Source organism: Cryobacterium sp. TMT2-15-1 (assembly GCF_004402345.1).
GTDB classification, from domain to species: Bacteria; Actinomycetota; Actinomycetes; order Actinomycetales; family Microbacteriaceae; genus Cryobacterium; species Cryobacterium sandaracinum.
On record NZ_SOGD01000025.1, the window covers coordinates 1 to 26161 of the forward strand.

Genomic DNA, 26161 nt, shown 5'->3' on the forward strand with positions numbered 1-26161 from the left:
CACGTCGGTCCCGGGCGAAGAGACGGGAACGACCGAACCCGCCGCTCACGGGCAGATCGAGGGCAACCCGGTGCCGATCTCGCAGGAAACCATCGACCGACTCCTCTGCGAGACCGGAACCCGCGGCATCAAGTTCGACGACAACGGCCAGATCATCGACGTCGGCCGCGACGAACGACTCTTCACCGAGGCACAGCGGACCGCAATGGGGGTACGTGACGGCGGATGCCTCTGGGGCGGCTGCGACCGGTCACCGGCCTGGTCCGAGGCCCACCACATCAACGAGTGGCTGAAGGACACCGGGAACACCAACCTCGCCAACGGAGTACTGCCCTGCCACCCGCACCACCTGCTGCTGCTACACNCCTGCCACCCGCACCACCTGCTGCTGCTACACAACCAGCACTAGAAGATCACCCGCACCGGAAACCAGTACTGGCTCCGACCACCGGTCGAGAACGACCCGAAGCAGACACTGATCGCACTGCCGAGCAAGCGAGTGGGGCTGCAGGGCGTGGCTCTGGTCCCGGCTCTTGACAGGCTCGACCACCGCGACGGGGGCGGGTGCGGCTGGGTGCGGCGCGCTACTCGGCGGGCGGCGCGGTGGGGAGGAGGGCGAGCGTGGCCTTGAGGCGAGCCTCGCCGTCGGCGTCGCCCTGACTCGCGAGACTCGCCGCGATGTTCGCCTCGGTCACGGCGCGGAGCACCTCGTCCCGCTGGATGCGCACGCCCCGGGGAGCGTCAACGCCGATCCGGATGCTGTCACCGCGCACGTCGAGAACGGTGATGACGATGTCGTCACCAATGAGGATCTTCTCCCCCTGTTTGCGTGTTAGAACCAGCACCCGTCCAGCCTAGCTTGACCGGTCGGGCCGGCCCGCGAGTCGTCGCCGCATTCCGGCCACGGTGCTGGCCGCGGCCGGAGTGCCGTCGACCCAGCCGATGGGGATCTGAAGCTCATCGACGGTCTCAGGCGAGACGGTGTCGCCATAGCCCGTCACCGCGATCGCGTCGACGTGCACGCTCTGGGCAACCTCGGCCGCCCACCGGGCGGTGTCTGCGGGCTTGCGGCCGGCATCGACGACCAGCCAGACCTGCTCGGCACCGAGCGCGGCCACCAATGCGGCGTAGTTGTCCGCCGTGGCCGGGTCGGCACCGAGACCGAAGGCCAGAATTCCGGTCTGTCCGAGCTTGACTCCCCTGGCCCGTGCCTCCAGCGCCGTGCGCCGGTCGAGGATCCGCGCGAGCCCGGCCGCGGCAGGCGCTCCGACGTCGATCGTGCCGGCCACGAGGACCTCAGCCGAACCGTGCGCGACGGCCAGCTCCCGCGCAATCCGCAACGCGGCATCCCGCCACCCGACGACGAGAACGAGGTTTCCGACACCCGGCAGCGGCCGCGGCACCGCCGCTTCGGCGGACGCCTGCTCGCTCTCTCTCAGCCGGGCGTCCCTGCGCCTGCCGCCCTCCTGGGCGGCCGCCGGCGCGGGAATGGGCGGCACCGGCGGGTGGGGTTCCTGGGTGACGAAAGTGAGTTCGTCCATCAGGCGGGCGAAGCCGTCCGTCGCGGTCGACAGGGGCGGGGAGGAGACGGGTGCCGCGGCGCGGTGCAGGCCCGCTTCCACCGCGTCGGCATCGTCAAGAAGCGCGGCGATGCCGAGCCGGGCCTGCACGTCGAGCCGGGAGTGGGCCGCGCGCCGCCGCCGCTCCGGCACCTCGACCGTGACCTCGATGTGCCGGCGGGCGAAGAAGCCCTTGATGCCGCCGACGGTGACCCGTTCGGCGGCCACGATGCGCGCATCCGCCCCGTGCTCGGCAAGGATGCGTGCCTTCAGCTGCTGGAGGGATGAACCCTCAAGCAGAAATCGACTCGGTTCCACGTACCACTCCCACCGTTTCGATGGCCACGTTCGCCGAGGTGACCTCCTGATAGGACAACACGGAGATGCCGCCGGACTGCGCCGACACCAGTCGACGGATAGCCGGGCGCAGCGCCGGCGCGCAGACCAGCACCGCGGAGAGTCCGGCCGCTTCGACGTTGCCCAGCGCCTCCTTCAGCGAGCCGAGAATGGCGTCGACCCGGTTTGGCTCCAACAGGATCTGGGTGCCCTGGTCGGAGGGACGCATCCCCTCCAGCATGGACTGCTCCAGGGCGGGTTCGATCATGATCACCCGGAGCAGCCCGTCGTCGAGATACTGCGCTGTGAGAGCCGGGCCCAGCGCCTGACGGGCCGTCTCGATCAGGCCCTCCGGGTCATTCGACACCTTGGCGCGCAGGGAGAGGGACTCATAGATGCGGGGCAGGTCGTTGATCGGGATCTGCTCCGCGAGCAGACCCTGCAGCACACGCTGCACCTCGGCGAGGGAGAGCAGCCCGGGGATCAGATCCTCCACGGCGGACGGATTGACCAGCCGCACCCCCTCGGTGAGCACCCGCACGTCCTCGCGGGTGAGGAGCCTCGCCGCGTTGCCGGTGATGATCGAGGACAGGTGGGTGATGAGCACCGACACCCGGTCGATGACCGTGGCCCCGGTCATCTCCGCGCTGTGCCGCATCTCGCTGGGCACCCACTTGCCGGTGAGGCCGAACACGGGCTCCACCGTGGCCTGGCCCGGCAGCGAGTCGAGGGCGTCGCCGAGCGCGAGCACCTTGCCGGCCGGGGCGACCCCGCGGCCGGCCTCCACGCCGGCGATCCGGATCGAATATGTGGAGGAGGGCAGGTCCATGCTGTCGCGGGTGCGCACGGGCGGCACCACCACGCCGAGGTCGATGGCAACCTTGCGGCGCAGGGCACGCACGCGAGCCAGGAGATCGTCCTGGGCTCCGGAGACAAGGTCGACGAGGTCAGGGGCCAACAGGATCTCCAGGGCGTGCACCCGCATGGTTTCAATCAGGTCTTCGGGTGTGTCGGAGCGGGGCGCCATCGCCTCGGCGGCGACACCGGCATCCCGGCCCGCCTGGTCGCGGCTCTCCCCTGCCTTGATCCGGCGGGCGAAGAGGATCAGCCCCAGCCCGATCACCACGAACGGGATGATCGGCATGCCCGGGATCAGGGCCATCAGGAGGGCCGCGCAGCCCGCGATCATCAGTGCGTTGCGGGACTGGGTGAGCTGGCCGGAGGCTGCCTCGCCGATGTCGGACTCCGCGTTGGAGCGGGTCACGATCATGCCGGTCGAGACCGCCATCAGCAGGGCCGGGATCTGCGTCACGAGGCCGTCGCCGATGGTGAGCAGGGAGTAAGTGCTCATGGCTTCGGTGACGGACAGTCCGCGCGAAATCATGCCGATCGCGATGCCGCCGATCAGGTTGATGATGATGATGACGATGCCGGCGATCGCGTCACCCTTGACGAATTTCGACGCGCCATCCATGGCACCGTAGAAGTCCGCCTCGGCGGAGACCTCGGCCCGGCGTTCCCTGGCCTGCACGTCGGTGATCAGGCCGGCATTCAGGTCGGCGTCAATGGCCATCTGCTTGCCGGGCATGGCATCGAGGGTGAACCGCGCACCGACTTCGGCGACGCGTTCGGCACCCTTGGTGACCACCACGAATTGGATCACGACGAGGATCAGGAAGATCACAGCGCCGATGATGAGCGACCCTCCTACGGCGACGTCGCCGAACGCGGCAATCACCTGCCCGGCGTAGCCGTCGCCGAGTACGAGCCGGGTCGAGGCCACGTTCAGGCCCAGCCGGAACAGGGTGGCGACGAGCAACAGCGACGGGAAAACGGAGAAATCGAGGGGCTTTTTGACAAACATTGTGGTCAGCAGAGTGACCAGCGCCAGGAGAATGTTGACGATGATCAGCACGTCGAGCAGCACGGCGGGCACCGGCACGACGAGTAGCAGGATGATCCCGACCACCCCGACCGGCACCGCGAGTTTGGCGAGATTGCTGTTCATCGGTGGCCTCCGGCCGTCAGGACGCGATCGTCGAGGGTGTGCACGCGGGAACCGTGGCCGGCGCGTCCGCCGGCTCCAGAGCCGCGGGACTTCAGTGCGAGAACGAAGGCGAGCACCTGCGCGACGGCGTTGTAGAGCTCCACCGGGATCTCGTCACCCAACTGGCAGGCGCTGTGCAGGGCACGGGTGAGCGGGATGTCCCGCACGATGGGGACCCGGTCGGTCTCCGCCTGTTCCCGGATGCGCGCCGCGATCACTCCCGCTCCCGTGGCCACGACCCGGGGGGCGGACTTGCCCGGCTCGTAGCGGAGGGCGACGGCGAAGTGGGTGGGGTTGACCAGCACGACGTCGGACGTGGCGACGGCGGCGATCATGCGGTTGCGACTCATGGCGAGCTGCCGGGCCCGGCGCTGCGACTTGACCATCGGGTCACCCTCGGAGCTCTTGTTCTCGTCGGTGACCTCCTTCTTCGTCATGCGGGTGCGCTTGCGATTGCGCTTCATCACGACGAACACGTCCGCGGCGGCGAGTACCAGGCCGGCGATGACCGCCGACTGCACGAGAGCAGTCGCGCCGTCACCGGCCGCTCCGATCAGCACGGAGACGGGCAGTCCCCCGGCCGTCATCAGGATGGGCGCGAGTCCCTGCACCACGAGCACCAGCACGAGACCCACGGCGATGGTCTTGAGCAGCGCCTTGACGCCCTGCCACACGGCCTGGCCGCCGAAGGTGCGGCCGAGGCCGGTCACCAGGTTGAACTGCTCGTATTTTCCGGCGACCTTCTTGAAGTGCACGCCGCCCTGCGCCACAGCGCCCACGAGGACGACGACGAACACCGTCGCGAGCATCGGGGTGAGGATGGTTCCCATCGAGGCCAGCGAGTCCACCAGCATCTGCACGGCGAGGTCCGGCTGCGGGTTGGCGACGAGGCTGCGAATACGGATCATCTGGTCGGTTCCGGCGTCCGCAGCCAGACCGATGGTGACGGGGGTCATGGCGGCGGCCGCGCCGATGCCGATCCACGCGGTCAGGTCCTGGGACTTGGAGAGCTGGCCCTTGGACCGCACCTCGCGCATCCGTTTGTCGGTGGCTTGTTCGGTCTTCTCACCGGAGTCGGACAGCTATCTCACCCCCAGCATGGTGGTGACGGCGTCATCGGTCAGCGACGCAACGATGCGCGGCAGGGCCACGAACCCGGCGGCGCCCAGCGTGAACGTGATCAAAATCTTGAGCGGGAACCCGAGCGCGAACGCGTTGAGGGCCGGGGCCACCCGGGTGAGCAGGCCCAGTCCGGCGTCGGCGAGAAACAGAACGACGATCAGCGGTCCGGCGATCTGCACGGCGGAGAGCAGCATTTGGCCGACCGCGACTGTCACGGTCTGCATCGGCACCGCGAGGTCGATGCCGCCCCCGATCGGCAGGGCCGAAAACGTGCGCGTGATGCCGCCAAGGATCAGCTGGTAGCCGCCGGAGGCGAACAGGAGCGCCAGCGCGGTCATCTGGTACAGCCGCGTGAACTGGGCACCGTTGACCATGGCCTGCGGGTCGAAACCCTGGGCCAGCTGGAAGCCGCCGAACATGTCGACCAGGTTGCCGGCGGACTGGATGGCGGAGAAGACCACGAGCACCAGGAAGCCAAGCACGCCGCCGACCACGATCTCGAGGAGCAGGGCGACGAAGAAACCGCCGGTGTCGGGCGAGACCCAGCCCGGCGTGACCCGCGGCGAGACCGCCAGGGCCAGGCCGAGGGCGAGCATCCCCTTGATCCGCAGGGGGAACGCGTTGTAGGAGAACGGCGGCGCCACGACGAGGAACGCCACCATGCGCACGCCCGCGAGCATGGTGGCTTCGATCCAGGCGAAGTCAAGGGTGATGTTCATCAGCCACCACCGATGAGGCCGGGGATCTTGGCGAAGAGCATCTCGGTGAAGGACACCATCTCGGAGATCATCCAGTGCCCGGAAATGATCAGTGCCACCGCCACGGCGATGGCCTTAGGCACGAACGACAGCGTCACCTCCTGGATCTGGGTGATCGACTGCAGCAGGGAAATGGCGAAACCGACGACTAGGGCGGTAATCAGGATCGGAGCGGACAGCTTGCCGGCGATCAGGATGCCCTGCAGCCCGATATCGAGGACGGCGTTGGTGTCCATCAGCCACCCCGGTAACTGGAGACGAGGGTCGTGATGATCAGACCCCAGCCGTCGACGAGCACGAACAGGAGGATCTTGAACGGCAGCGAGATCATCACCGGCGGCAGCATCATCATGCCCATCGACATCAGCGCGGCGGACACGACGAGGTCGATCACCAGGAACGGCACGAAGATGACGAACCCGATGATGAACGCGGCACGTAGCTCGGAGATCATGAACGCCGGGATCAGCGTGAGCAGCGACACGGCCTCGCGGGTCTCCGGGTTCGGCTGGTCGGCGGCCCGGGTCATCAGGGCGAGGTCCTCCTCCCGGGTGTGAGCGAGCATGAACGTGCGCAGCGGCTTCGAACCGAGTGTGACGGCGTCGTCGAAGGACATGGTGCCGTTCAGGTACGGCTGCAGGGCGCCGTCGTTGATGTCGGTGAGGATCGGCGCCATGATGAACAGCGACAGGAACAGGGCCAGGCCGGCCAGTACCTGGTTCGGCGGGATCGACGGCAGCGCGAGCGCGTTGCGGGTCATCGCGAGCACAACGAAGATCTTCGTGAAGCTGGTCATCATCAGCAGCAGGGCCGGCGCGATCGAGAGCAGGGTGATCCCGATCAGGGTCACGATCGCCGAGGACGGCTCGCCGTTCGGGCCGTTGATCTGCACGTTGAGCCCGCCGCCGCCCGGTTCCGTGGGGGTGACCGGGTCGGTCGGCGTGACCGGGTCGGTCGGGGCGGCATGGCCCGCCGGCGCCACGAGTAGCACGAATGCCACGACGATCACGAGCACGAGGGCCGCCATCATCAGGTACCGGGCGATGTCCCGGTTTCGATCCGGGCGCACGATTGCGAGCGTCACCGGCCCTGCCGGAGGGCGGCAGCGGTCTGCTGCCAGGTGGCGGGAGACAGGATCGACCCGCCGATCCGGCCCGGAGTGGCGCGGTCCCGGCGCGGCCGGAGGATGAGCGGCGGCGTGAGTTCCTCGCCGTCGTGAGGGGCGCCGGCGTGCGCGGCGTGCGTTGCCTGGTCGAGCTCGCGGGCGAAGTCGGCCGCGGGGTGGTGCCCTCGACGTCCGGGAAGGGTGGCGGCCAAGGCGGCGGTGAGGGGCGCCGCGGCATCCGTCGGCGCCTGACCGTCGTGCAGCACGCTGACCGACTGCTCGGTCACGCCAAGCACGAACCGGCGGCCCTCGATGTCGACGACGACGACGGATGCCTTCTGGCCGACGCCCTGCCGGCCCACCACGGTGACCAGGTTCGGGGTGCGGCCACCGAGGGTGCCCTTCGTCAGCTTGCGCTGGAGCACCCAGAGCAGCCCCAGCACGGCGGCCAGGGACAGCGCCACCCGGAGCGCGACCAGGATGGTGTCCACCTAGGTCAGGCTTTCGGCCACATCGAGGATCTGGGTGATCCGCACCGCGTAGTCCTGGTCCACGACCACGATCTCGCCGTGCGCGATCAGCCGGCCGTTGAGCAGGATGTCCGCGGGAGCCCCGGCGGACCGGTCGAGTTCGATGACGGCGCCCGGTTCGAGCGAGAGCACGTCGCGCACCGACATGCGGGTACGCCCGATTTCCACGGTCAACGCCATCTGCACGCTGTTGATCCGGCCGAGCTTGCCGGACACGGACTGGCTGGAGCTGGCCGCACCGGTGGAGACGCCGTTGTCACGCAGTCGCACGGCGAACCAGCCGGTGATCTGGCCGTCGCCGGTCAGCTCGAAGACGCTGGTGGCGGGATCCGCGAACAGGGCCGTGGCGTCGTCGGACCGGGTGTCCCCCAGGACCCCGATCCCGAAGACGCCGGACGCGCTCTCCAACGCCGGGCGCAGGACGTCCTGACGGGAGATCAGCGAGGAATCGAGGCCGGACGCGGAGTCGAGCGCGGCCGGGTCCGCAAGCACGACGGCGAGATCCGCGGAGGTGACGCCGACGAAGGAGGCGACCGCGGCGGTGCCGAGCCGGCCGGCGAGAGCGGCACCGGAGCAGGGCTCGGCCCGGAGCCGCGTCACGGTGGGGAGCACGTCCAGCAGGGCCTCGACGGCCGCCGTCTGCACGGCGATGGGGATGACGGTCATGGGGTGGACTCCTCGGTGTCGATGACGATGCAGGCCAGCCGGGAGCCGTTGGAACCGACGGCGGCGCGGGCGAGCGTGTGGCCGTCGACGACCACGTCGAGCGGGCGGTGCTGGGGGTGCGGAAGGGGCAGCACATCATTCACGGCGAGACCCAGCACGACGCTGGGCAGAACCAGCGCGGGCGTCAGCTGCAAGGAGACATCCACCGGGACGTGGGCCAGCTGGGCGCGCAGCAGGTCGGCCGGATCGGCACTTCCGGCCTCCGGAGCCGACTCGACGAGTTGAGGCAACAGTGCCTCCGCCGGAAGGGCGACCGTGGCGGCGCAGGACGCGTCGCCGATGCGCATCGTGAAGCTGGCGACGATCATCAGGTCGGCGGTGGCTGCGGCCTGGGCGAACTGGGAGTTGTACTGGATGCCGCCGACGGTGATCGTGTGCACGAGCAGGGAACCCAGCGAGTACCGCAGGTCCTCGAGGGCGTCGTCCATGAGCCGGCGCACCAGGGCCAGCTCGATCTGGGTGAACGCCCGTTCCGGCGGCATGGTGACCGCGGTTCCGCCCAACATGTGGCTCACCCAGGACAGGGCCGCGGAGGTCGGGAACTGCACGACGGCTTTCGCGGAGATGCCACTCACCGGGCAGAGCACCATGGCGGTCGTGGCAGGCAGCGACGACGCGTATTCGTCGTAGGTGCGCATGAGCACGTGGTCGCATTTCACCTGGGACATGACGCGCACCTTGGCGGTGAGCTGGGTGCCCCACTGGCGCGCGAAGGTTTCGAAGGCGAGTTCGAGCACCCGGGAGTGCTCGCGTGCGAGCGTTGTCGGGCGACGAAAGTCGTACACCTCAACCGTGCGCTTCGCCGAAGCGGGCACACCAATCACTGCTTGTTCCTGGACCGTCACGGTGAGGACTATCGGTCAGGGAAAACGGATGGTTAGCAGCTCAGTGTGCTTTTTCCGCGTCTTTGTCGACTTCGGTTCCCGCGGTCTTCGTGGTTTTCGCCTTCTTCGTGGTTCCCACGGTTTCCGTGGTTCCCGTGTCTGCAGCAGGTTCTGTGCCGACGACGGTGAAACCCGAGACGATGTCGGGGATCAGCGTGCGCACCGCCTCCGGCTGGCTGGAGAGGAGCACCACGTCGACCCGTCGGTTCTGCGCCTGGGCCGCCAGATCGGCGCCCTCCGCGGCCGGCCGGGCCGAGCCGTAGCCGACGGCGGAGATCCGTTCCTGACCCACGCCGCCGAACTCGACCAGGCGGCGGAGCACGGCGGTCGCCCGGCCGGCGGACAGCTCCCAGTCGGTGGGGTAGTTGGTGGTGACGCCGTGCCGGTCGGCGTGGCCCTCCACTTTGACCTCGCGGGTGTTGGCGGAGAGGATCGGCGCCACCGCGTCGAGGACCTGCACGGCCTGGCGGCTCAGGTTGGCGAGGTTGGGTTCGAAAAACGCCTCGGAGCCGATCAGTCCGATGACCAGACCGCGCTCGTCAATGGTGAACTGCACCTCCTGGGCCACGCCCTGGGCATCCACTGCGGCCTGCAGGGCGTCCTTTACCGCGGTGAGGTCCGTGACCTCTGCCGCCGCGAGGTCGATGTCGGTGAACCCGGTCACCTCGGACTGGGCGACCTTGTCCGTGGTCACGACCACACCCTTGGCCGTGTCGACCTTGCCGACGTCGGTGGCCCCGAACCCGGTCGCGAGCGAGTTCTTCAGCTGCAGGAACTTCTCCTGGTCGACGGAGGACATCGCGAACAGCACGATGAACATGCACATCAGCACGGTGACCATGTCCATGTACGACGCCATCCACCGCTCGTCGACGTGTTCGACGTGCTCCTCCTCGAGGCCCCGCCGGCGGCTCCGCCCGCGGCCGTGCCCGCTCATGCGGCCTTCGGCAGAGACGTGTCCGCCTTGTCCGCCTTGGGGCCCTTGCCGGGTTTGCCCGCTTTGCCCGGTTTGCCCGCTTTGCCTGGTTTGCCTGCCCTGGCGGAGGTCGGCGCGGGCACCATGGCGCGCAGTCTCTCGCCGAGGAGCCGAGGCTGACTGCCTGCCTGCACGGCCAGCGCACCCTCCAGGAGCAGGGTCATCCGTTCGACTTCGATGTCGCTGAGGCGCTTGAGCCGGCTGCCGATCGGCAGCCAGAGGAAGTTGGCCGTGAGCAGGCCCCACAGGGTCGCGACGAACGCGGCCGCGATCATCGGGCCGAGGGTGGACGGGGTGTCGAGGTTCTCGAGCACGTGCGTGAGCGAGACGACGGTTCCGATGATGCCGACCGTGGGCGCGTAGCCGCCGAGGCTGGTGAAGAACTTGGCAGCGTTGCGGCTCTCCTTGGTGGCGGTCGCGAGCTCGTCTTCCAGCAGGATGCGCAGCTCATCGCCGTCGGTACCGTCGGCGATGTTCTGCAGGGCGCCACGCAGGAACGGGTCGGCGACGTTATCAGCCTCCTGCTCGAGGGCGAGCAGACCGGAACTGCGGGCCTTCTCGGCGAGGCCGACCACCTGGTCGATGACCTGCTGCGGCGGGGTGGTCTTGCCGATGAAGGCTGCGGGCACGGCTTTGAACGCCGAAATTGCGTCCCTGATCGTGCCGCCGGCGATGCCGACAGCGATGGTGGCGCCGAAGACGAGAATCATCGGTGCCGGCAGAAGGATCGAGTGCAAGCTGCTGCCCTCGAGGGTGATCATGGCGAAGAGTGAGCCGAAGGCGATGGCGATGCCGACCAGGGTTGCCGGATCCATCAGAGCCTCCGCGGGCGGGCGGGAACCGTGCTGCCCGGTTCGATGATTTCCTCGATCAAGTGCGGCCCCTCGACGATTTCGAGCGAACGGATGCCCGGCCGATAGTCGGCGTCCGACGTCAGGTAGGCCAGCGAGATCACATGGGCCCGGAACCGGGCGATCTTCTCGATGACGTCGTCGAGGGTCTCTGTGACGATGAACTTGGCGCCGTCGACCATGACCAGGGTCGTGTCGGGGCTCGCGTGGATGCGCTCGATCAGGTCCGGGTTGATCGCGAACTGGCTGTTGTTCAGCCGCGTCACAACGATCATGGTGTCCACCCTGGGTTCAGAACGGTTCCAGCAACCGTTACGCCTCACTGTCGGCCGCCCGCCCGGGCGCGTTAGCTGCCGGCCGCATCGAGCCCGTGACCTGACCTGGAAAGCCGGACGACCACATCCGTCGCGGCGCGCGCAGGTGTGGCTTTCCTGACCGTCGTAGTGCTTCACCCCGAAAATCTCCGTCGAATGGGTTCGGGTCGAACGGAACGGGAGGTCGATGTCCGGACCGCACGAGCATTGCGGTACATCCGTCGCCGATTGTGGCCAACTCAGGAGATCCGTCTGGCCGAGCCGGAAATCCGGTCTGCTTCCGCACAGGTCCGCGGCGGACGGTCAACCCGGCCGCCGGATGTCCTGAGTTGACCGCACGCACTCCTCCGCCGGGACGGCACCGACGGAGGAGTGCGGAGAGCCAGAATCTCCGTCGAATTGGTTACGCCGCGCGCACCAGGATCTCGCCGGGCGTGGCCGTTTCGCTGCCGAAAATCAGGTGCCGGGTGGCGATCTTGTCGGTGAAGAACCGGTCGTGGCTGACCACCACCACGGCCCCCGGAAAGTGGATGAGGGCGCGCTCCATCACCTGGGTGCTGGCCATGTCGAGGTGGTTCGTCGGTTCGTCGAGCAGGAGCACGGCGGCCCCGGACAGCAAGCACTGTGCCATGGCGACGCGGGCCCGCTGCCCGCCGGAGAGGTTGCCGATCTTCTGCTTGAGGTCGGCCTCGGAGAATTGAAACATCGCGAGGAACCGGTTGACCGACTTGCGGGTCGCTGTGAAGGCGAGACTGCCCGGCATCGCGTTCACGGAGTGGCTGACGGTGTCATCGTCGTCAAGGCCGTCGAGCACCTGGTTGTAGGAGACCACGGCGGCGCCGGAGGCCCAGGCCATCTCGCCGGAATCGGCCTTCTCCTCCCCCGCCAGTACCCGGAGCAGGGTGGTCTTGCCGCTGCCGTTGGAGCCCAGGACCACGATGCGGTTGCCGCGTCGGATCTCGAAGGTGAGATCGGTGAACAGCGCCTTCTCGCCGTAGGACTTGCTGAGTGACTCGATGCGGCAGAGTGAGTCCTTCACATGCAGCCCACCGTAGATCTCGGTGATGATCGTGTCGACGGGCCGCGGGCTGCGGGTCTTCTTGATGTGCGCGAGTTGGCTGTCGAGGGTGCGGCTGGCAGCCTTTGCGGCCTCGCGGCGGTCGCTGATCCCCTCCGCCTCGAAAGCGAGCAGTTCCGACTCGTGCAGGAACTGCTGCTCGAGGGTTTTCAGGCGAAACTGCTTCTGCACCACGTAGTCGCCGAAGTTGCCGGGGTACTCGTGCAGGTGGTAGTTCTCGACCTCGATGATGCGGGTGACGACTCCGTCAAGGAACCGGCGGTCGTGCGAGACGATGATGGCCGCACCGCGGAATGAGCGGAACCAGGCCTCGAGCCACTCGACGCCGGCGACGTCCAGGTAGTTGGTTGGTTCGTCCAGGAGCAGCACGTCGGGCCGCTCGAGCAGGATCTTCGCCAGCGCCGCCCGGTTGCGCCAACCGCCAGACAACAAATCGATGGCGCAGACGCGGTGGGCCTCGTCGAACCCGAGGGTGGTCAGCGCGGCATCGATACGCCGCGGGTAGTCCCAACCATCGAGGCGGTCCATGTCTTCGAACAGCGCGGCCTGGCGGTGGATCAGCCGGTCGAGTTCGGCGCTCTGCGCGGAATCCGCCGCGATCTGGGCGTCGATCGACGCGAGCTCGGCCTCGAGGGCCTTGATCGGGGCGAACAGGCCGTCGAGCACCTCGGTGATCGTGGAATCGCCGTTCAGTTCGGAGAACTGGGAGAAATAGCCCACCCGGGTGCCGGCCTCGAGGGTGACGGTGCCGGCATCCGCGCTCACCTGGCCGAGGACCAGCTTGAGAATCGTCGACTTACCTGACCCGTTGCGGCCGATCAGTCCCACCCTGTCGCCTGGTTCCAGTCGGAAGAAGGTCTCACGCAGAATCTGGGTGTTCTCGAAACGGATGCTGACGTCGTTCAGCCTGATCAGGCTCACTGTGGCCGTCCTCTCGGGTTCGGTTCAGCCCCCGGGCGAGGCGGACGGCCAACTTTACCGTGTCGGACAGGCCGTTCAGGGCGTGTGGTCGTCACCCATGGCGGATGCGCCCTTGTGGTCGTCCATGCGACCGAACGTGGTCTCGAGCACGCTGGCCAGCTTGTGCAGCGCACCGCTGACGGCCCCGGCCATCGTGGCGGAATGGTCGGTTGCCGCGAGGGGGTTACCCCCGGCGGGACGCACCTCGAGCAGGCAACGGATGTCGTCGGTCGTCGCCCTGCCTGCGCTCTCGTCGCTGAGGTGGACCTCGACCCGCGTCAACCGGGAGCTGAATCGGGCGAGAACAGTTTCGACCGAGGACTCCACCTCCGCCACGACTGCGTCCGTACCCGCGATGTTGTTGTCGGTGTTGACCAGGATTTGCATCTTTGCTCCTCAGTTGAAACGTCGGTCACTCCAGTATGGCGCGCAAAAATGTGCGGCCTGACGACCCGCCGACGCTGCTTATCGGCGTAGGTGCTACCGCTTCAGGTTGGTGAGCTCCTGAAGCACCTCGTCGGAGGTGGTGATGATGCGCGCATTCGCCTGGAAGCCGCGCTGGGCGACGATCAGGTTGGTGAACTCCTGCGACAGGTCGACGTTGGACATTTCGAGGGTGCCGCCGCTGAGCGAGCCGAGGCCGCCGTCACCGGGGGCGCCGAGAGCCGCCTGGCCCGAGTTGAAGGTGGCGCGGTAGGCCGAGGAACCGGACTTCTCGAGGCCGCCCGGGTTGGTGAAGGTGGCCAGGGCGATGCGGGCGATGGCTGTCTGGCTGCCGTTGCTGAACAGGCCCACCAGGGTTCCGTCCTTGCCGAGGGTGAAGGACTGGAGGGAACCCGCCGTGGAACCGTCCTGGCTGCTGATCGTGGCCGTGCTCAGGCCCGCCTGCCCGGTCAGGGCGGTCAGATTCACTGTGACGTCGTTCACGATGAACGGACCGGTTGGCGTGAGCACACCTTCTGCGTCGAGGGTCAAGGCCGCGGAGCCGGTACCCACCGCGTCGGTGCCGCTCGCGGTCCAGCCGGTGGTCGTACGCGTGAAGGTGACCGACAGGGTACGGGCGGCACCCAGCGCGTCGTAGACCTTGACGTCGCGCACGATGTCGGAGCCTGCCGCCGCATCCGCCGGCAGGTTTCCGACCATGGTGACGCCACCGGTTGCCTTCGCCGGGATCATGGCCTGCAGCGGCAGGGTGATGTTGCCCACCGGGCCACCCTCGTTGATCTGCCCGTTGGCGCCGTTCCAGCCCTGCACGATCGCACCGTCCGGGGAGACCAGGCGACCCTCGGCGTCGAAGTCGAAGGCTCCCGCACGGCTGTAGAGCGTCTCGCCAGCCAGTTGGGTGACGAAGAACCCGTCGCCGGAGATCGCCATGTCGGTGGCCCGCCCGGTGGACTGCGCGGAGCCCTGGGAGAAGTTCGTGGCGATCCCGGCCACCTGCACGCCGAGCCCGACCTGGGCCGGGTTCGTGCCGCCCACCTGCTCCTGGGGGCCGCCCGCACCCTGCTTCAGCTGCGAAAGGGTGTCCTGGAACTGTACGGCCGACGCCTTGAACGCGGTGGTGTTGACGTTGGCGATGTTGTTGCCGGTGACGTCGAGCATGGTCTGGTGCGAGCGGAGGCCGGAGATGCCGGAGTACAGGGAGCGAAGCATGGGGTGCTGCCTTTCGGTGGGAAACGAGAACGAGAACGGATGTGAGGTGCGGGTCAGGCGGAGAGGCCGGGGGTGGTGCCGGCGGCGCTCGCGCCCGAGGTGACGCCGGTCACCAGGTCGAGGGCGACGAGGGTCCCGTCGACGGTGACCTGGGGAACGGCCCCGGCGTAGGAGACGCTCGAGGCGGTACCGGTGCCCACGGTGCCGTCGGCCCGCGTGAAGGTGACGTCCTGTCCGACCAGGGCCGCTGCGGCAACGCGCATCTGCAGGGAGAAGTTCTCGTCGGCGGTCGTTGAGAGCGCCGCGAGCTTCTCCATCATGGCCAGCTGCGTGGTCTGAGAGATCATCTGGTTGGTGTCCATGGGCGAACTGGGATCCTGGTTACGCAGCTGGGTGACCAGCAACGACATGAACGCCTCGGAATCCAGGGTCTGTTTCGGGGCGCGCACGGGGGCGGTCGAGTACATCCCGGCCGGGGCGGCTACTGCCACTGCGTCGATGGTCAAAGGGTCTCTCTTCTGGGATGGTGGGGTCCGTGTCGGTGGGGTCGGTGTCGGTGGGGTCTGGAGTGGTAGCAGGTCAGGCGAGAACGTCGATGGTGGTGTGTGAGCCGGCGGCGCGCAGGGAAGACAGTCTGAGGTCGGCGGCACGGTCGGTGGCGCGGCCGGCCGCACGGTCGCCTCGGGTCGCCCTGTCGTCTTCGGCCGGCCGCTCCTGGCGGGCGTCGGGTCCGCCCTGTCGGGAGGCCGAGGGGTCCGAGGCGCGGGCGTCGGCCGACAGGGTGAGCTGGGCGTTCAGCCCGCCCCCCGACAGGTCCCGGCGCAGGTCGGGCAGGATGGTCCGGAGCGCCTCTCGGGCCAGGTCCGTGGGCGCGAACAGTTCGACCCGGATGTGCTCCCCACGCACGTGGGCCCGCACGGTGACCGGGCCCAGATTGTCGGGTCTCACGCTGATGGTCATCACGTGCTCGCCGTTGGCGGCGCCCACCAGGGTGAACAGGGGTCGGGACACCTGGCCGGCCAGTGGCGCGGGCGGTGCTGCCGGGGCCGGGGCGCCGGGCGGCACAGGGGGGGCGGCGGCCGGGGTTGCCGCCGTGGCCGGGGTGCCGGGAGGCACGAGCAAGGCGGTGGGCGCCGGGGCTTCGGCCTGGTTCGGGTTCACGGTGGCCGCACGGTCACCGGCACCGGATGTCCCTGCGACCGCGCCGAGGCCGGTGGGCGCCGTGAGGCCCGTGGGCGCCGTGAGGCCCGTGGGCGCCGTGCCGGCGACGGTCGCTCCGGCGGAAGATGCCGTCCCGGCGGCCGGTGGCACCGGCATCGGGGCAGCGAGAGCCTCGGCCGGAAGCGCACTCCCGCCAGCGGCGTTCGCTGCGGTGAAAGTGTCGGAGTCTGCGGCGGACGTCTCCGTGGAGTCGGCTTCGGAGTCGGAGTCGGTGGCAGCAATGGTGGAAGCGGCGGCGGCAGTGGCGGCGGTCGGGATGGTCACGGCCTCGGTCCCGACGGAGTCGGCGAGGGCAGCACTGTCGGCTCCGGTGGCTTTCGCCCCGGTGGCTGTCGCACCGGTCGGCAGTGGCGGGAGGCTGAACCCGGCGGGAGGCAGGATAGCGCTCGGCTGCTGGTGCTCCGGGGCCGGCGCCGCGCCGCTCAGGGCGTCCCTCAGATCAGTGGCCGGTCCGGGGACCGGTTCGGCGGTGCGCTCCGAGGTCGGCTCGGGAACCCGGGACGAGGTTGGCGCGGATCCCGGCGGAGACGCGGTCGCGGAGGTGTGCGGAGGTGCGAGGGTGCCCTGCAGCACGGACGCGAATGAGCCGGCGCCCGGGCGGGCACCCAGCGGGCCACGCGATCCCGAGGAAGAGGCGGCGGACGAGGCGGATGAGGGCGCGGTGGATGAGGACGCGGATGCCAGCGCCCCGGTGTGGGGCGCCGGCGCCAGTCGGACGGACGTGGCGCTCATCGGGAGGCTCCGTTCATGAATGAGGCCAGTGCGGCGCTGAGCTGGCTGCCGGCGCCTGACGACGCAGAGGCCGTGCTTGAGGACGCCGGGCTCGCGGTGGCGGCCGGGGCATCCGGAATCACACGGCGGATGGTGTCGATCTCAGAGTCGTCCATGTAGGCCTCGACCAGAGAGACCGTGCGGCCCTCGTAGGGCGCGTGGATGACCTTGTTGTCGCCGGCGTAAATCAGGATGTGCTCGCCGCCGCCGGTGACGATCAGGTCACCGGGCTTGGCCTCGGCGAGGGAACCGACCTCGGTTCCGATCGTCATCTGGCCCGACACGAGGCGCGGCACGTCTATGCCCATTTCGGCATACACGGTCTGCACCAACCCGGAACAGTCCATGCCGCTGGCGTCTTCACCGCCGAAGACGTAGGGCACGCCCAGGTACTTCTTCGCGGCGTCGACCACGTCGGTGCCGGTGGCACCACCCGGGTTCGGTGCCACCGGGCGGACCGCGGCGGCGCCCGACGCCGACGCGAGGGCGTCGGCGAACGTGTTCGCCGAGGTGCTCGCGCCCGCACCGGCGGTGGCCTGGGCCTTGTGGGCGTTCGCCCCGGCCGAGAGCTGTACGAGTGTCGCCTGGATCTCGCTGACCCGGCTCATCGCCGCGATCATGGTCATCGCGGGTCACCGCCCGCGCCCCGGTTGCGGTGCCAGCCGGTCGACGCAATCTCGTCGAGAATGGTCTGTTCGCGGTGCAGGTCATCGGCCGCGACCTGGGCTCCGTGCCGGCCCTCGAGCTTCTCCAACCGCACCGTATCGGCACGGGTCGCGTCGAAGGCGACCTGCGCCTCGCCGACGGCAACCTGGTAGTTGCGGGCGAGGGCCTCCATGTCGGCCAACATGCTGTGCGCCGAGGCGCGGGCGGAGGCGATCGCCGACAGCGTGTCCGCCCCGCTGGCCAGACTCGGCGTGTGCTGCAGGGTGGCCCTGGCCGCGGCCCGGCGAGCCGCGTTCGCCTGAACGACGGCGTTGGCCTGGGCCAGGTCGCCGGCGGCCTGGTCCTGCTGCAGGTGCCGCAGCCGGAGGAGCCCGGCCAAAGCGAATGTGCGTTTCATCAGAGCGCCCCCAGCGTTCGAGTCAGTGTCGTGAGTTGGTCCCAAGCGAGCGGGGCCGAGGTCTGGTCGTCCATGCGCTGCTGGAGGAACGCGTTGATGGCACCCTCGTTGTCGACGGCGGCGTCGACCAGCGGGTTCGTGCCCCGCCGGTACGCGCCGACGTCGAGCAGGTCCTGCGCGGTGCGGCGTGCGGCAAGCACCCGGCGCAACAGGCCGGCGACCTGGTTCTGCTCGGGGCTGTTGACCCGGGAGGCGACGCGGGAGATCGAGGAGAGAGCGTCGACAGCGGGGAAATGGCCGAGGACGGCTAGTTTGCGGTCGAGTACGACGTGTCCGTCGAGGATCGAGCGGGCGGCATCCGCAATCGGTTCATTGTGGTCGTCGCCGTCGACGAGCACCGTGTAGACGCCCGTGATCGAGCCGGTTTCGTCGGTGCCGGCCCGCTCGAGCAGGCGGGCGAGCAGGGAGAAGGTCGAGGGCGGATAACCACGGGTGGCGGGGGGTTCGCCGACCGAGAGGCCGATCTCGCGCTGGGCCATCGCCACCCGGGTGAGTGAATCCATCATCAGCATCACGTCGGCTCCGTCGTCACGGAACGACTCGGCGATCCGGGTGGCCAGGAAGGCGGCGCGCAGCCGCATCATGGCCGGTTCGTCGGAGGTGGACACGACCACTATCGAACGGGCGAGCCCCTCGGGGCCGAGGTCGTCTTCAAGGAATTCGCGCACCTCGCGGCCGCGCTCCCCCACCAGGGCGATGACCGAGACCTCCGCGTCGGTGCCGCGGGCGATCATCGAAAGCAGCGAGGACTTGCCGACGCCGGAGCCGGCGAACAGGCCCATCCGCTGCCCCTTCCCGACGGTGGTGAGGGTGTCGAGCACGCGCACACCCAATTGGAGCGGCGTCTGGATGCGGGAGCGGGCCATCGCGGAGGGGCTGTCGTGGTCGAGGCCGACGAACCGGGCACCGGAGATCGGACCCTTGCCGTCGATGGGCCGGCCGAGGCCGTCGATGACGCGCCCGAACAGGCCGGCGCCGGTGGGCACGAGGTGCGGGGTTCCGTCCGAGCGCACGGGCGCGCCAATCCGAATACCGGTCATCCGGCCCAGCGGCATGCACCGGATGCCGCCCTGCGTCGTGGCGACCACCTCGGCGTCGATCTCCCCACCGTCGCCGACCGTGACCAGATCGCCGATCGCGGAATTGAGCCCGCGCACCTCCAGACCGAGACCGACGATCGACGAGACGACGCCCACCCGCTGGGGCCGGGCGGCGTCGAGGGCGGAGCGGATCTTTCCCGCGCGCGGACGCCAGGCGGGGGCCTGCGCCAGGGTCACGACCGGGCTCCGGTGAGCGCGGCCTTCGCGCGGGTCAGCGCGGTGCCGATCCGGGCGTCGAGGAATCCATCGGGGAACTCGGCGATCGCGTCGCCGCGGGAGAGGTCGGCGTCGGCCGTGAAGTCCACGCCCGCATCCGCGCGGGTGATCAGGTCGATCAGAGCAAGGTCGGCGGGGTTCATCCGCACGGAGTGCGGGCGACCGGTCTCGCGTGTGCCGGTCGCTCCGGTCGCTCCGGTCGCGAGGGCGCGGGCCAGTGCGGCCCGCGCCGAGGCGTCGGCGTCGCCGAGTGAGTAGCCGAGGATCGCCTCGGCCAGTTCCAGCGCGGTCGCGACAAGGGTGTCCTCCGCCTCCTGGATCACCGGAACGGTGCGCTCGTGCAGCGCGACGGCGGCGGCACCCAGCAGGGCGACCGCCCGGTCGATCCGCGCCTGGCCGATGGCACCGGCGGCGGCCTGCTCGGCGTCGAGCCGCGCGATCCGGCCGTCCACCTCGGCGGCAGCCGCCCGGAGTCCCGCGGTGTAGCCGGCGGCGTGCCCCCGGGCCCGGGAGGCGTCGTCGCCGGCGTCCCGCTCGCCCTGCAGGCTGGGGAAGGTCACGGCGGAGAAGTTCGACCGGGCGGTCGCTGCGTCAAACAACATAGTCGTCCTCCTCGGCACGCTGCACGGTGATGCTCCCCTGCGCCTCGAGGTCGCGGATGGCCCGCACGATCGCGGCGCGCGCTTCCTCGACCTGCGACACCCGCACGGGCGCCATGGCTTTGACCTCGTCGTCGAGGATCTCCCGATTGCGCTCGGACAGGTTGGTGCGAATGATCGAGACGACAGCGTCCGCGGAGCCCTTCATGGCGATGGCGAGGATGCCCGCGTCGATGCCGCGGAGCACCTGCTGCACGTCTCGGTTTTCGAGTTTGACGATGTCGGCGAAGGTCAGCATCCGTGACCGGACCTCTTCGGCCAGGGCCGGATCGCGCGCATCGAGGGCTTCGAGAAGGGCGCGTTCGGTGGCCACATCGGCCCGATTGATGATCTCGACGAGCGGCTGGATGCCGCCGACGATCTCCACGGAGTCGCGGGAGGAGGCGACGGCGCCAACCCGGGCCTTGAGGGTCTCGGTGACCACGCGCACGGCCTCGGGGGTGGCCGTGCCCATGCCGGCGATACACTGCGCCACCTCCGCGCGCAGGTCGGCGTCGAGGCCGCCGAGAACGGCGGAGGCATGACCGGGGCGCAGGTGCGCGAGCACGAGCGCGATGGTCTGGGGCAGTTCGCCGTCAAGCAGGGTGAGGATCTGCAGCGGCTCGGCGGCGTCGAGAAACTCGAAGGCCTTGCCGGCCATCGACGAGGCCACCTTGACCATGACGCCGGCCGCTCGTTCCGCGCCGAAGGATGCCTCAAGCAGTCCGATCGCGTAGGCGTGACCGCCCCGCCGGGTGCGGGCACCCTTGACGGTGAGTTCGTGGAACTCCAGAACGGTGGTTTCGGTCACTTCCGGGTCGACCCGGCGCAACTGCACCATCTCCGCGGCGATATCGGCCGCCTCGGCCTCGGTGAACTGTTTCATCACTTCGGTTGCGCGCTGGTGCTCCATGCTCATCAACACCACGGCGACCTTCTGGGTGCCGGTCAGGGCCGGCTGGGCGTCGATCATGCGGGCTGCCGGTCATCCATCAGGCCGCGGAGGTATTCCGCGGTCTTCGCGGGGTCACGCTGAGCGAGTGCGTCGATCTCCACCCGCATCCGGTCGGAGGTCGGCGGCAGGTAGGCCACGGTCGGGGTGGGGTCGATCATGATCGGCGCGATCGGGGCACTCAGCGGGAACGGCATCTCCGGCGCGGACAGCGCGGGCCGGACCTCCATCATTTCGTCAAGCTCGATGGACTCGCGGCTCTGGCGGCGCGAACGACGCGCATAAAGGATGAGCCCCAGCACGAAAGTGATGACAATCCCCGCGGTGACGATGGCGATGCGCATGATCTCTGCGAACCGGTCGGCGGCGGCCGCGGCTTCGGCCGCCGCGAGGGCCGCGGCGGCATCCTCTGCCGCGCCGCCGTTGAAGCTGACGACCTCGACGGTGACCGCGTCGCCGCGCTGCGCGTCGATGCCGGCGGCCGAGGCCACCAGTGAGGTGACGTCGGCGACGTTGAGCTGGCCCACGACGTCGGCGTTCACGGCCACCGAGACCGTCTGCCGGTTGATCTCCCCCGCCGGGATGGTGCGGGTCTCGGTGACTTTGTTGACCGCGTTGTTCTTGGTGGTGTCCTCAGAGGTGAAGGTTCCATCGCCCTCGGTGCCCGCCGGGACGGCAATGTTGTCCGGGCCGAGGACGCCGGCCGCGGAGCCGCCGGATCCCGTGTACGACTCGGTTTTGACGGCCTCGTTGAGGGCCGGGGCATCCGTCGGGGTGGTGAACGATTCCTCGACCCGCTGGGCCGACTGGTAGCTCATGTCGGCGGCCACGACGACGGTGGCGTTGCCGGGCCCGACGACCTTGTCCAGCATGGCCTGCACGGCCCCCCGCACGCGGTCCTCGTAGGCGCCGGCCTGCTGGTCGGCGGATCCGGTCGCTCCCACGCCGACCGCCGAGAGCACGACACCCGTGGAGTCGATGACGGCCACGTCGGTGGGTGCCATCCCGGCGATGGAGGCCGAGGTGAGGTGCACGATGGACTGCACCTGGTCGGCGTTCAGGGTGCTACCGGTGGCCGTCTCCACGAAGACGGATGCCGTGGGGTCGCTCTGCTCCGACGCGAACACGGTCTCTTCGGGGATCGCCAGGCGCACTGAGGCGTTCTTGACGCCCTTCATGGCCTTGACGGTGTTGGCGAGTTCGCCCTCGAGCGCCCGCTTGTAGGTGACCGACTGCTGAAACTCGCTGGAGGTGACACCCATGGTGTCGAGCAGCCCGTAGCCGCCCGTGCTGGAGGACGGCAGGCCGGCCGCGGCGGCCTTGAGGCGCTCGTCGTAGACGTTCTGCTGCGGCACCAGGATCGTCGCGCCACCGTCGCTGAGCTCGTAGGCGACGCCGTCGGTGCGCAGCTGCTCGACGATGGTATTCGCGTCGGCACCGCTCAGCCCGGAGAACAGGGGCGTGAAGGCCGGCTTGGTGGCCCACATGCTCAGGGCGGCGATGCCCAGGGCAAGCACGGCGACGCCGATGATGGCGACCGTGCGCTGGGCGACGGAAAAGGACCGGATGCTCTGGCCGAGGCGTGCGAAGGCCGACGTGATCGGGCGCGGCATCAGGCCTGCATCCTCATGATCTCGTTGAACGCGTCGACACCCTTATTGCGCACGGCGGCCACGAGTTCGAGGGTGACCTGGGCGCGGGTCGAGGCCAGGGTGGCCGAGTGGATGTCGGTCAGGTTTCCGGTCACGGCCTGTACCGCAAGGCTGTTGGAGGTGGCCTGCAGCTGCTGCAAATTGTCGACGGCGCCGACCAGGGCGCTGCCGAAGGCCGAACCGTCGGTGCCCTGGCTCCCCGGGGTTCCCTGCACCCCCTGCATGCCCTGCACGCCGGTGAGGTATCCCGTGCCGGTCACGGACTGGATCGGGTTGATCGAACCGATGGTCATCAGGAGCGTCCAATCTGGAGTGCGGCTTCGTAGGTCGTCTTGGCACGGTCGACGACGGCGGCGTTGGCCTGGTAGCCGCGCTGCGCCATGATCAGCGCGCCCATCTGCTCGGCCATGTCGACGTCCGGGCGGCGCACGTAGCCGGCCTCGTCGGCGAGTGGGTTGCTCGGGTCGAAGGTCAGGATTCCCTCGGCGTCGCCGAGCGCCGTCCCGGCCGCATAGGCGCCGGTGGTGCCCTGGCCGGCCTGGGCGACGATGTAGCGCGCCTGGAAGGCGTCACCGTCGGTGGCGGTGACCGTGTTGGCGTTGGCGATGTTGTCCGCAACGGCGTCGAGCCATTTGCGGTGCAGGGTGAGACCGCTGCCGGCAATCCCGATGGCGTCCAGGGTCATCAGCTGGTCCGCATCGCGGAGCGCATGGCCGTGAACGGTCCGTTGACGGCCTGCGCCGCGAACTGGTACCGCAGCACGGTGTCGATGTTGGAGAGGGTCTCGGTGTCGAGGTTGACGTTGTTGCCGTCGAGGCGGGTGGGCTCGAGGGAGCTGGCGGTGGTGGCGACGGTGCTGCCGCTGCCGGCCTGCACAGACTGCGCCAGGGCATCCTCGAACGCCACACGCTTGGCGTGGTAGTTCGGCGTGTTCACGTTCGCGATGTTGTTCGCGATGGTGCGCTGGCGCAGGGCAAGCCCGTCCAGTGCGCTGGAGAGCGCCGTCATGGTCACGGATTCAAGCACGGATACCCGATTCGTCGGCAAAACGAGGGCGGCCGATCCGTGGCCTGTGGTCGAGCAATCCCTGCTCGCTCCTAGCTATCGGCCGGTGGCCGAGGCGCGTAAGGAGTTGTCGCGGAACTTCTTTCCTCACCTTTTCGAGCGGAACCCCGCAACTGTCGTCGAAACGGACAACTGTTGCCCGTGCGCGGGCAACAAATGTCCGCGCGGGCAACAGTTGGCCCGCATCGGCGGTAGCCGGCAACGGGCGCGAGGTGGGCGGGCAGTCAGCCGGCTATGTCGAGGTAGACGGCCTGGTCGGTGTGCTGGGCCGAGATGATGGTGCGCACGGCGGCGAGGTGCACGCCGGCGGAGCGCCGGGCATCCTCGATCTCGCTGATCAGTTCGAGCTGGCCGGAGAGCAGGCGCCGGGCGCGCGTCTCGAGGTCGGCGGGCAACTGGCCCAGGTGTTCGGGCGCACGCCACTGCACGCCGGTGGAGAAGCGCTCCCCCGGGCCGGCCAGCACGGCGTCGCGGGCCCCCGAGCCGAGGCTCGACTCGAGCTGGTCGAGCACGTCCAGCCACTCCTGGCGGTCGCTGGCGGATTCGTGGGTGTCGAGCAGAACCCTAGGCAAGTCCGTACTCCCCACCGGCACGCGCTGCGCTCTGGGCCGGTAGCAGCTCGGCCGCTTCGTGCCAGGTCTGCCGCAGCGGCTCGAGCAGGGCGATGGCCTCCCGGGTGCGGGCGACATCCCGATGGATGTTGGCGCTCATCAACGCGTTGGACACGTAGGTGTAGAGGGCGAACAAACCCTCGCCGCCCTCCCAGGCCTCCACGTTGAGCGAGGTCGACAGTTCGGAGACGATCGCCTGGGCGTGCAGGAGGTGCTCCGAGGCGACGGCCCAGTCCTCGATGTTCTGGGCGATCTCGGCGCGGCCGAGGTCGAGCAGCAACCGGTCGTAGAGCATCGTCAGCAGGCGCACCGGCGTGGCCGAGAGCACCGCTTCGCGGTTCAACTGTGCGCGCCGGGCCTGTGCCCCACCCATCATGCTCATAACAGCCATCATCATCCTGTGCTCGAGGTCGGGAGCCCGGCAACCTGGGCGCTCAGCCACGAGGACTGTGCTTTCAGGGCGCTGAGCTGGGTTTCCAGTGCGGTGTAGGTGCTCTGCAGGGTCGCTCGGCGGGTGGCCAGGCTGCGGTCCCAGTCGGCGATGCGGTCGCCGAGGTTCTTGACCGTGGACTGCTGACCGGTGATCTTCGCGGTGATCTGACCGTCGTATTTGTCCGAGGCCGATGACGCCGCTGCTGCGACGCGGGTCGCGATCTCTTGCACTGCTGCTTTGACGGTCACCGGGTCCTTGGCGAGGGCCGCGGCGAACTTGGCCGCGTCGAACTCCATGGTGCCGGATCGGGTGATGCTGATGCCGTACTCCGACGGCGAGTGCCCGTTGATCGGTGCCGAGGCGGCTGTGAGAATGCGCTGCTTCACGTCGCGCACGGTGCTGTCGCTGGTGAAGATGCCGGCCGACAACACGGCGGCCCCCGACGCGTTGGTGCTGTTGACGACCGCGGACTTGGTGGAGATCAGGGCGAAGACGCCGTTCAGGGAGCTGACCAGACCCGAGGCCAGGGAGCCGATCTGCGCGTCGTCACGTGCGACTGTGATGGTGACGGGGTCAACGGAGACGGCGGATACCGTGATCGCGACGCCGGGCAGCAGGTTCGCGAACGTGTTGGTGGCCGAGGTGATCGTCTGGGCTGCGGCGGTGCCGGCCCACAGGGTGACGCTGGCGTCCTGGGCGGTGCGGATGACGGCGGCACCCGCGGCGGCCAGCAGGTCGGGCGCGGTGTTCGCCGTGACCTCGGCGGCGGTGCCCTGATAGACCGTGAAGGCTTTGGCCGCACCGGAGTCATTCCCGGTGAACTGGAGCCGGTACTGGGCGACGCCGCCGGCATCCACTCCGGACGCGACCTTCGTGGCGGTAACCCCGGTGCCGGCGGCGTTGATGGCCGTGGCGACGGCGTCGAGAGAGGTCGAGCTGGCGGAGATCTCGGTCGTGACACCGCCGGAGACGATGGTCAGCACGGTCGGGTCGGCGGGCCAGGCGGTCATGGCCGCGGAGACGCCGACCTGGCTGCGAGCGAGGTCGGTGACGACGACGTCGAGTTGGCCGGCGCTGGCGTTGGCCGAGACCACCGTCGTGACGGTGGGCGAGGTACTGGTTGCCGAATAAAGGTCGAGGGCGGCCGGCTTCGCGGCCTTGCCTGCCAGATCGGCCAGGCCGGCGATCTGGGTGTTGAGGCCCTGCAGCGCCGAGATCAGGTTCTGCGACGAGGAGACTTTGGCCTTCAGCAGCGTCTGCGGAACGGCTTCGACCTGCATCAGGGAGTTGATCAGGGAGGTGGTGTCGAGCCCGGAGACGAGTCCGTCGATGGCGTTCGTCATGTCTTTCCCTCCTTACGTTTCTGCGATCAAGCCGGATGGTGCGGGTGTATACGTGAATGGCTGGTGGCGGCCGAGGGATGAGGTCCAGTTCATCTCTTAGGTCACCACCAGCCATAGTTCACCGTGCGGTTGCCCGA

General features: G+C 69.0%; 30 protein-coding genes. All 30 read right to left on the minus strand.

Annotated features, from left to right (window positions below; genetic code table 11):
- Nucleotides 1-584 precede the first annotated feature (584 nt).
- Entirely contained in the window at nucleotides 585-845 is a 261-nt protein-coding gene (gene csrA / locus E3O62_RS05615; protein ID WP_134395475.1) for a carbon storage regulator CsrA, read from the minus strand.
- Nucleotides 846-854: 9 nt separating this feature from the next.
- Complete coding sequence (locus E3O62_RS05620) at nucleotides 855-1877, minus strand: hypothetical protein (protein WP_134397827.1); 1023 nt, start codon at nucleotides 1875-1877, stop codon at nucleotides 855-857.
- Nucleotides 1852-3903 carry a flagellar biosynthesis protein FlhA gene (locus E3O62_RS05625; RefSeq protein WP_134395477.1) on the minus strand — a complete coding sequence of 684 codons (2052 nt, stop codon included), beginning with the start codon at nucleotides 3901-3903 and terminating at the stop codon, nucleotides 1852-1854. The genes E3O62_RS05620 and E3O62_RS05625 overlap by 26 nt, the downstream gene beginning before the upstream one ends.
- Nucleotides 3900-5024 (minus strand): flagellar biosynthesis protein FlhB, encoded by a 1125-nt coding sequence (locus tag E3O62_RS05630; RefSeq protein ID WP_134397828.1) that lies wholly within the window; start codon nucleotides 5022-5024, stop codon nucleotides 3900-3902. Before E3O62_RS05630 ends, E3O62_RS05625 begins: the two co-directional genes overlap by 4 nt.
- Nucleotides 5025-5783, minus strand: a complete 759-nt coding sequence (locus tag E3O62_RS05635; RefSeq protein ID WP_134397829.1) for a flagellar biosynthetic protein FliR — start codon at nucleotides 5781-5783, stop codon at nucleotides 5025-5027. It lies immediately after the preceding gene.
- Nucleotides 5783-6058, minus strand: a complete 276-nt coding sequence (fliQ, locus tag E3O62_RS05640) for a flagellar biosynthesis protein FliQ (RefSeq protein ID WP_104099307.1) — start codon at nucleotides 6056-6058, stop codon at nucleotides 5783-5785. The genes E3O62_RS05635 and fliQ overlap by 1 nt, the downstream gene beginning before the upstream one ends.
- A complete protein-coding gene (fliP, locus tag E3O62_RS05645; RefSeq protein ID WP_134397843.1) occupies nucleotides 6058-6852 on the minus strand; it encodes a flagellar type III secretion system pore protein FliP in 795 nt (264 codons plus the stop codon). Before fliP ends, fliQ begins: the two co-directional genes overlap by 1 nt.
- Before the next feature lie 50 nt (nucleotides 6853-6902).
- The gene (locus tag E3O62_RS05650; protein ID WP_134397830.1) at nucleotides 6903-7418 is read right to left on the minus strand and encodes a flagellar biosynthetic protein FliO; all 516 of its coding nucleotides are present in this window, start codon (nucleotides 7416-7418) and stop codon (nucleotides 6903-6905) included.
- Nucleotides 7419-8123, minus strand: a complete 705-nt coding sequence (gene fliN, locus E3O62_RS05655; protein ID WP_134397831.1) for a flagellar motor switch protein FliN — start codon at nucleotides 8121-8123, stop codon at nucleotides 7419-7421.
- Entirely contained in the window at nucleotides 8120-9007 is an 888-nt protein-coding gene (locus E3O62_RS05660; RefSeq protein ID WP_134397832.1) for a flagellar motor switch protein FliM, read from the minus strand. Before E3O62_RS05660 ends, fliN begins: the two co-directional genes overlap by 4 nt.
- Nucleotides 9008-9068: 61 nt before the next feature.
- The gene (locus E3O62_RS05665) at nucleotides 9069-10004 is read right to left on the minus strand and encodes a flagellar motor protein MotB (RefSeq protein ID WP_134395483.1); all 936 of its coding nucleotides are present in this window, start codon (nucleotides 10002-10004) and stop codon (nucleotides 9069-9071) included.
- Nucleotides 10001-10858 (minus strand): motility protein A, encoded by an 858-nt coding sequence (locus tag E3O62_RS05670; protein ID WP_134397833.1) that lies wholly within the window; start codon nucleotides 10856-10858, stop codon nucleotides 10001-10003. Before E3O62_RS05670 ends, E3O62_RS05665 begins: the two co-directional genes overlap by 4 nt.
- Nucleotides 10858-11169 carry a flagellar FlbD family protein gene (locus E3O62_RS05675; RefSeq protein ID WP_134395485.1) on the minus strand — a complete coding sequence of 104 codons (312 nt, stop codon included), beginning with the start codon at nucleotides 11167-11169 and terminating at the stop codon, nucleotides 10858-10860. The genes E3O62_RS05670 and E3O62_RS05675 overlap by 1 nt, the downstream gene beginning before the upstream one ends.
- A 442-nt stretch (nucleotides 11170-11611) precedes the next feature.
- Nucleotides 11612-13207 carry an ABC-F family ATP-binding cassette domain-containing protein gene (locus E3O62_RS05680; protein WP_134397834.1) on the minus strand — a complete coding sequence of 532 codons (1596 nt, stop codon included), beginning with the start codon at nucleotides 13205-13207 and terminating at the stop codon, nucleotides 11612-11614.
- A gap of 75 nt (nucleotides 13208-13282) precedes the next feature.
- Nucleotides 13283-13633 carry an HPF/RaiA family ribosome-associated protein gene (locus E3O62_RS05685; protein ID WP_134395487.1) on the minus strand — a complete coding sequence of 117 codons (351 nt, stop codon included), beginning with the start codon at nucleotides 13631-13633 and terminating at the stop codon, nucleotides 13283-13285.
- Between the two features lie 93 nt (nucleotides 13634-13726).
- On the minus strand, nucleotides 13727-14899 hold the full coding sequence (locus E3O62_RS05690) for a flagellar hook protein FlgE (RefSeq protein ID WP_134395488.1): 1173 nt from the start codon (nucleotides 14897-14899) through the stop codon (nucleotides 13727-13729).
- A 53-nt stretch (nucleotides 14900-14952) separates the two neighbouring features.
- Nucleotides 14953-15405, minus strand: coding sequence for a flagellar hook assembly protein FlgD (locus E3O62_RS05695; RefSeq protein WP_370448890.1), 453 nt, complete (start codon nucleotides 15403-15405; stop codon nucleotides 14953-14955).
- Between the two features lie 73 nt (nucleotides 15406-15478).
- Nucleotides 15479-16852 (minus strand): flagellar hook-length control protein FliK, encoded by a 1374-nt coding sequence (locus E3O62_RS05700; protein ID WP_198413764.1) that lies wholly within the window; start codon nucleotides 16850-16852, stop codon nucleotides 15479-15481.
- On the minus strand, nucleotides 16849-17517 hold the full coding sequence (locus E3O62_RS05705) for a C40 family peptidase (protein WP_134397836.1): 669 nt from the start codon (nucleotides 17515-17517) through the stop codon (nucleotides 16849-16851). The genes E3O62_RS05700 and E3O62_RS05705 overlap by 4 nt, the downstream gene beginning before the upstream one ends.
- The gene (locus E3O62_RS05710; protein WP_134397837.1) at nucleotides 17514-17954 is read right to left on the minus strand and encodes a hypothetical protein; all 441 of its coding nucleotides are present in this window, start codon (nucleotides 17952-17954) and stop codon (nucleotides 17514-17516) included. The genes E3O62_RS05705 and E3O62_RS05710 overlap by 4 nt, the downstream gene beginning before the upstream one ends.
- Complete coding sequence (locus E3O62_RS05715; RefSeq protein WP_370448427.1) at nucleotides 17954-19291, minus strand: FliI/YscN family ATPase; 1338 nt, start codon at nucleotides 19289-19291, stop codon at nucleotides 17954-17956. Before E3O62_RS05715 ends, E3O62_RS05710 begins: the two co-directional genes overlap by 1 nt.
- A complete protein-coding gene (locus E3O62_RS05720) occupies nucleotides 19288-19932 on the minus strand; it encodes a FliH/SctL family protein (RefSeq protein WP_134395492.1) in 645 nt (214 codons plus the stop codon). Before E3O62_RS05720 ends, E3O62_RS05715 begins: the two co-directional genes overlap by 4 nt.
- A complete protein-coding gene (fliG, locus tag E3O62_RS05725) occupies nucleotides 19922-20941 on the minus strand; it encodes a flagellar motor switch protein FliG (protein WP_134397838.1) in 1020 nt (339 codons plus the stop codon). The genes E3O62_RS05720 and fliG overlap by 11 nt, the downstream gene beginning before the upstream one ends.
- On the minus strand, nucleotides 20938-22533 hold the full coding sequence (fliF, locus tag E3O62_RS05730; protein ID WP_134397839.1) for a flagellar basal-body MS-ring/collar protein FliF: 1596 nt from the start codon (nucleotides 22531-22533) through the stop codon (nucleotides 20938-20940). The genes fliG and fliF overlap by 4 nt, the downstream gene beginning before the upstream one ends.
- The gene (gene fliE / locus E3O62_RS05735) at nucleotides 22533-22865 is read right to left on the minus strand and encodes a flagellar hook-basal body complex protein FliE (RefSeq protein ID WP_174720111.1); all 333 of its coding nucleotides are present in this window, start codon (nucleotides 22863-22865) and stop codon (nucleotides 22533-22535) included. Before fliE ends, fliF begins: the two co-directional genes overlap by 1 nt.
- Complete coding sequence (locus E3O62_RS05740) at nucleotides 22865-23257, minus strand: flagellar basal body rod protein FlgC (RefSeq protein ID WP_104099363.1); 393 nt, start codon at nucleotides 23255-23257, stop codon at nucleotides 22865-22867. Before E3O62_RS05740 ends, fliE begins: the two co-directional genes overlap by 1 nt.
- Nucleotides 23257-23598 (minus strand): flagellar basal body protein, encoded by a 342-nt coding sequence (locus E3O62_RS05745; RefSeq protein ID WP_134395495.1) that lies wholly within the window; start codon nucleotides 23596-23598, stop codon nucleotides 23257-23259. The genes E3O62_RS05740 and E3O62_RS05745 overlap by 1 nt, the downstream gene beginning before the upstream one ends.
- Before the next feature lie 263 nt (nucleotides 23599-23861).
- Nucleotides 23862-24209 carry a hypothetical protein gene (locus tag E3O62_RS05750; RefSeq protein WP_134395496.1) on the minus strand — a complete coding sequence of 116 codons (348 nt, stop codon included), beginning with the start codon at nucleotides 24207-24209 and terminating at the stop codon, nucleotides 23862-23864.
- The gene (fliS, locus tag E3O62_RS05755) at nucleotides 24202-24639 is read right to left on the minus strand and encodes a flagellar export chaperone FliS (protein WP_174720112.1); all 438 of its coding nucleotides are present in this window, start codon (nucleotides 24637-24639) and stop codon (nucleotides 24202-24204) included. Before fliS ends, E3O62_RS05750 begins: the two co-directional genes overlap by 8 nt.
- Nucleotides 24640-24641: 2 nt before the next feature.
- Nucleotides 24642-26024 carry a flagellar filament capping protein FliD gene (gene fliD, locus E3O62_RS05760; protein ID WP_134395497.1) on the minus strand — a complete coding sequence of 461 codons (1383 nt, stop codon included), beginning with the start codon at nucleotides 26022-26024 and terminating at the stop codon, nucleotides 24642-24644.
- Nucleotides 26025-26161 lie beyond the last annotated feature (137 nt).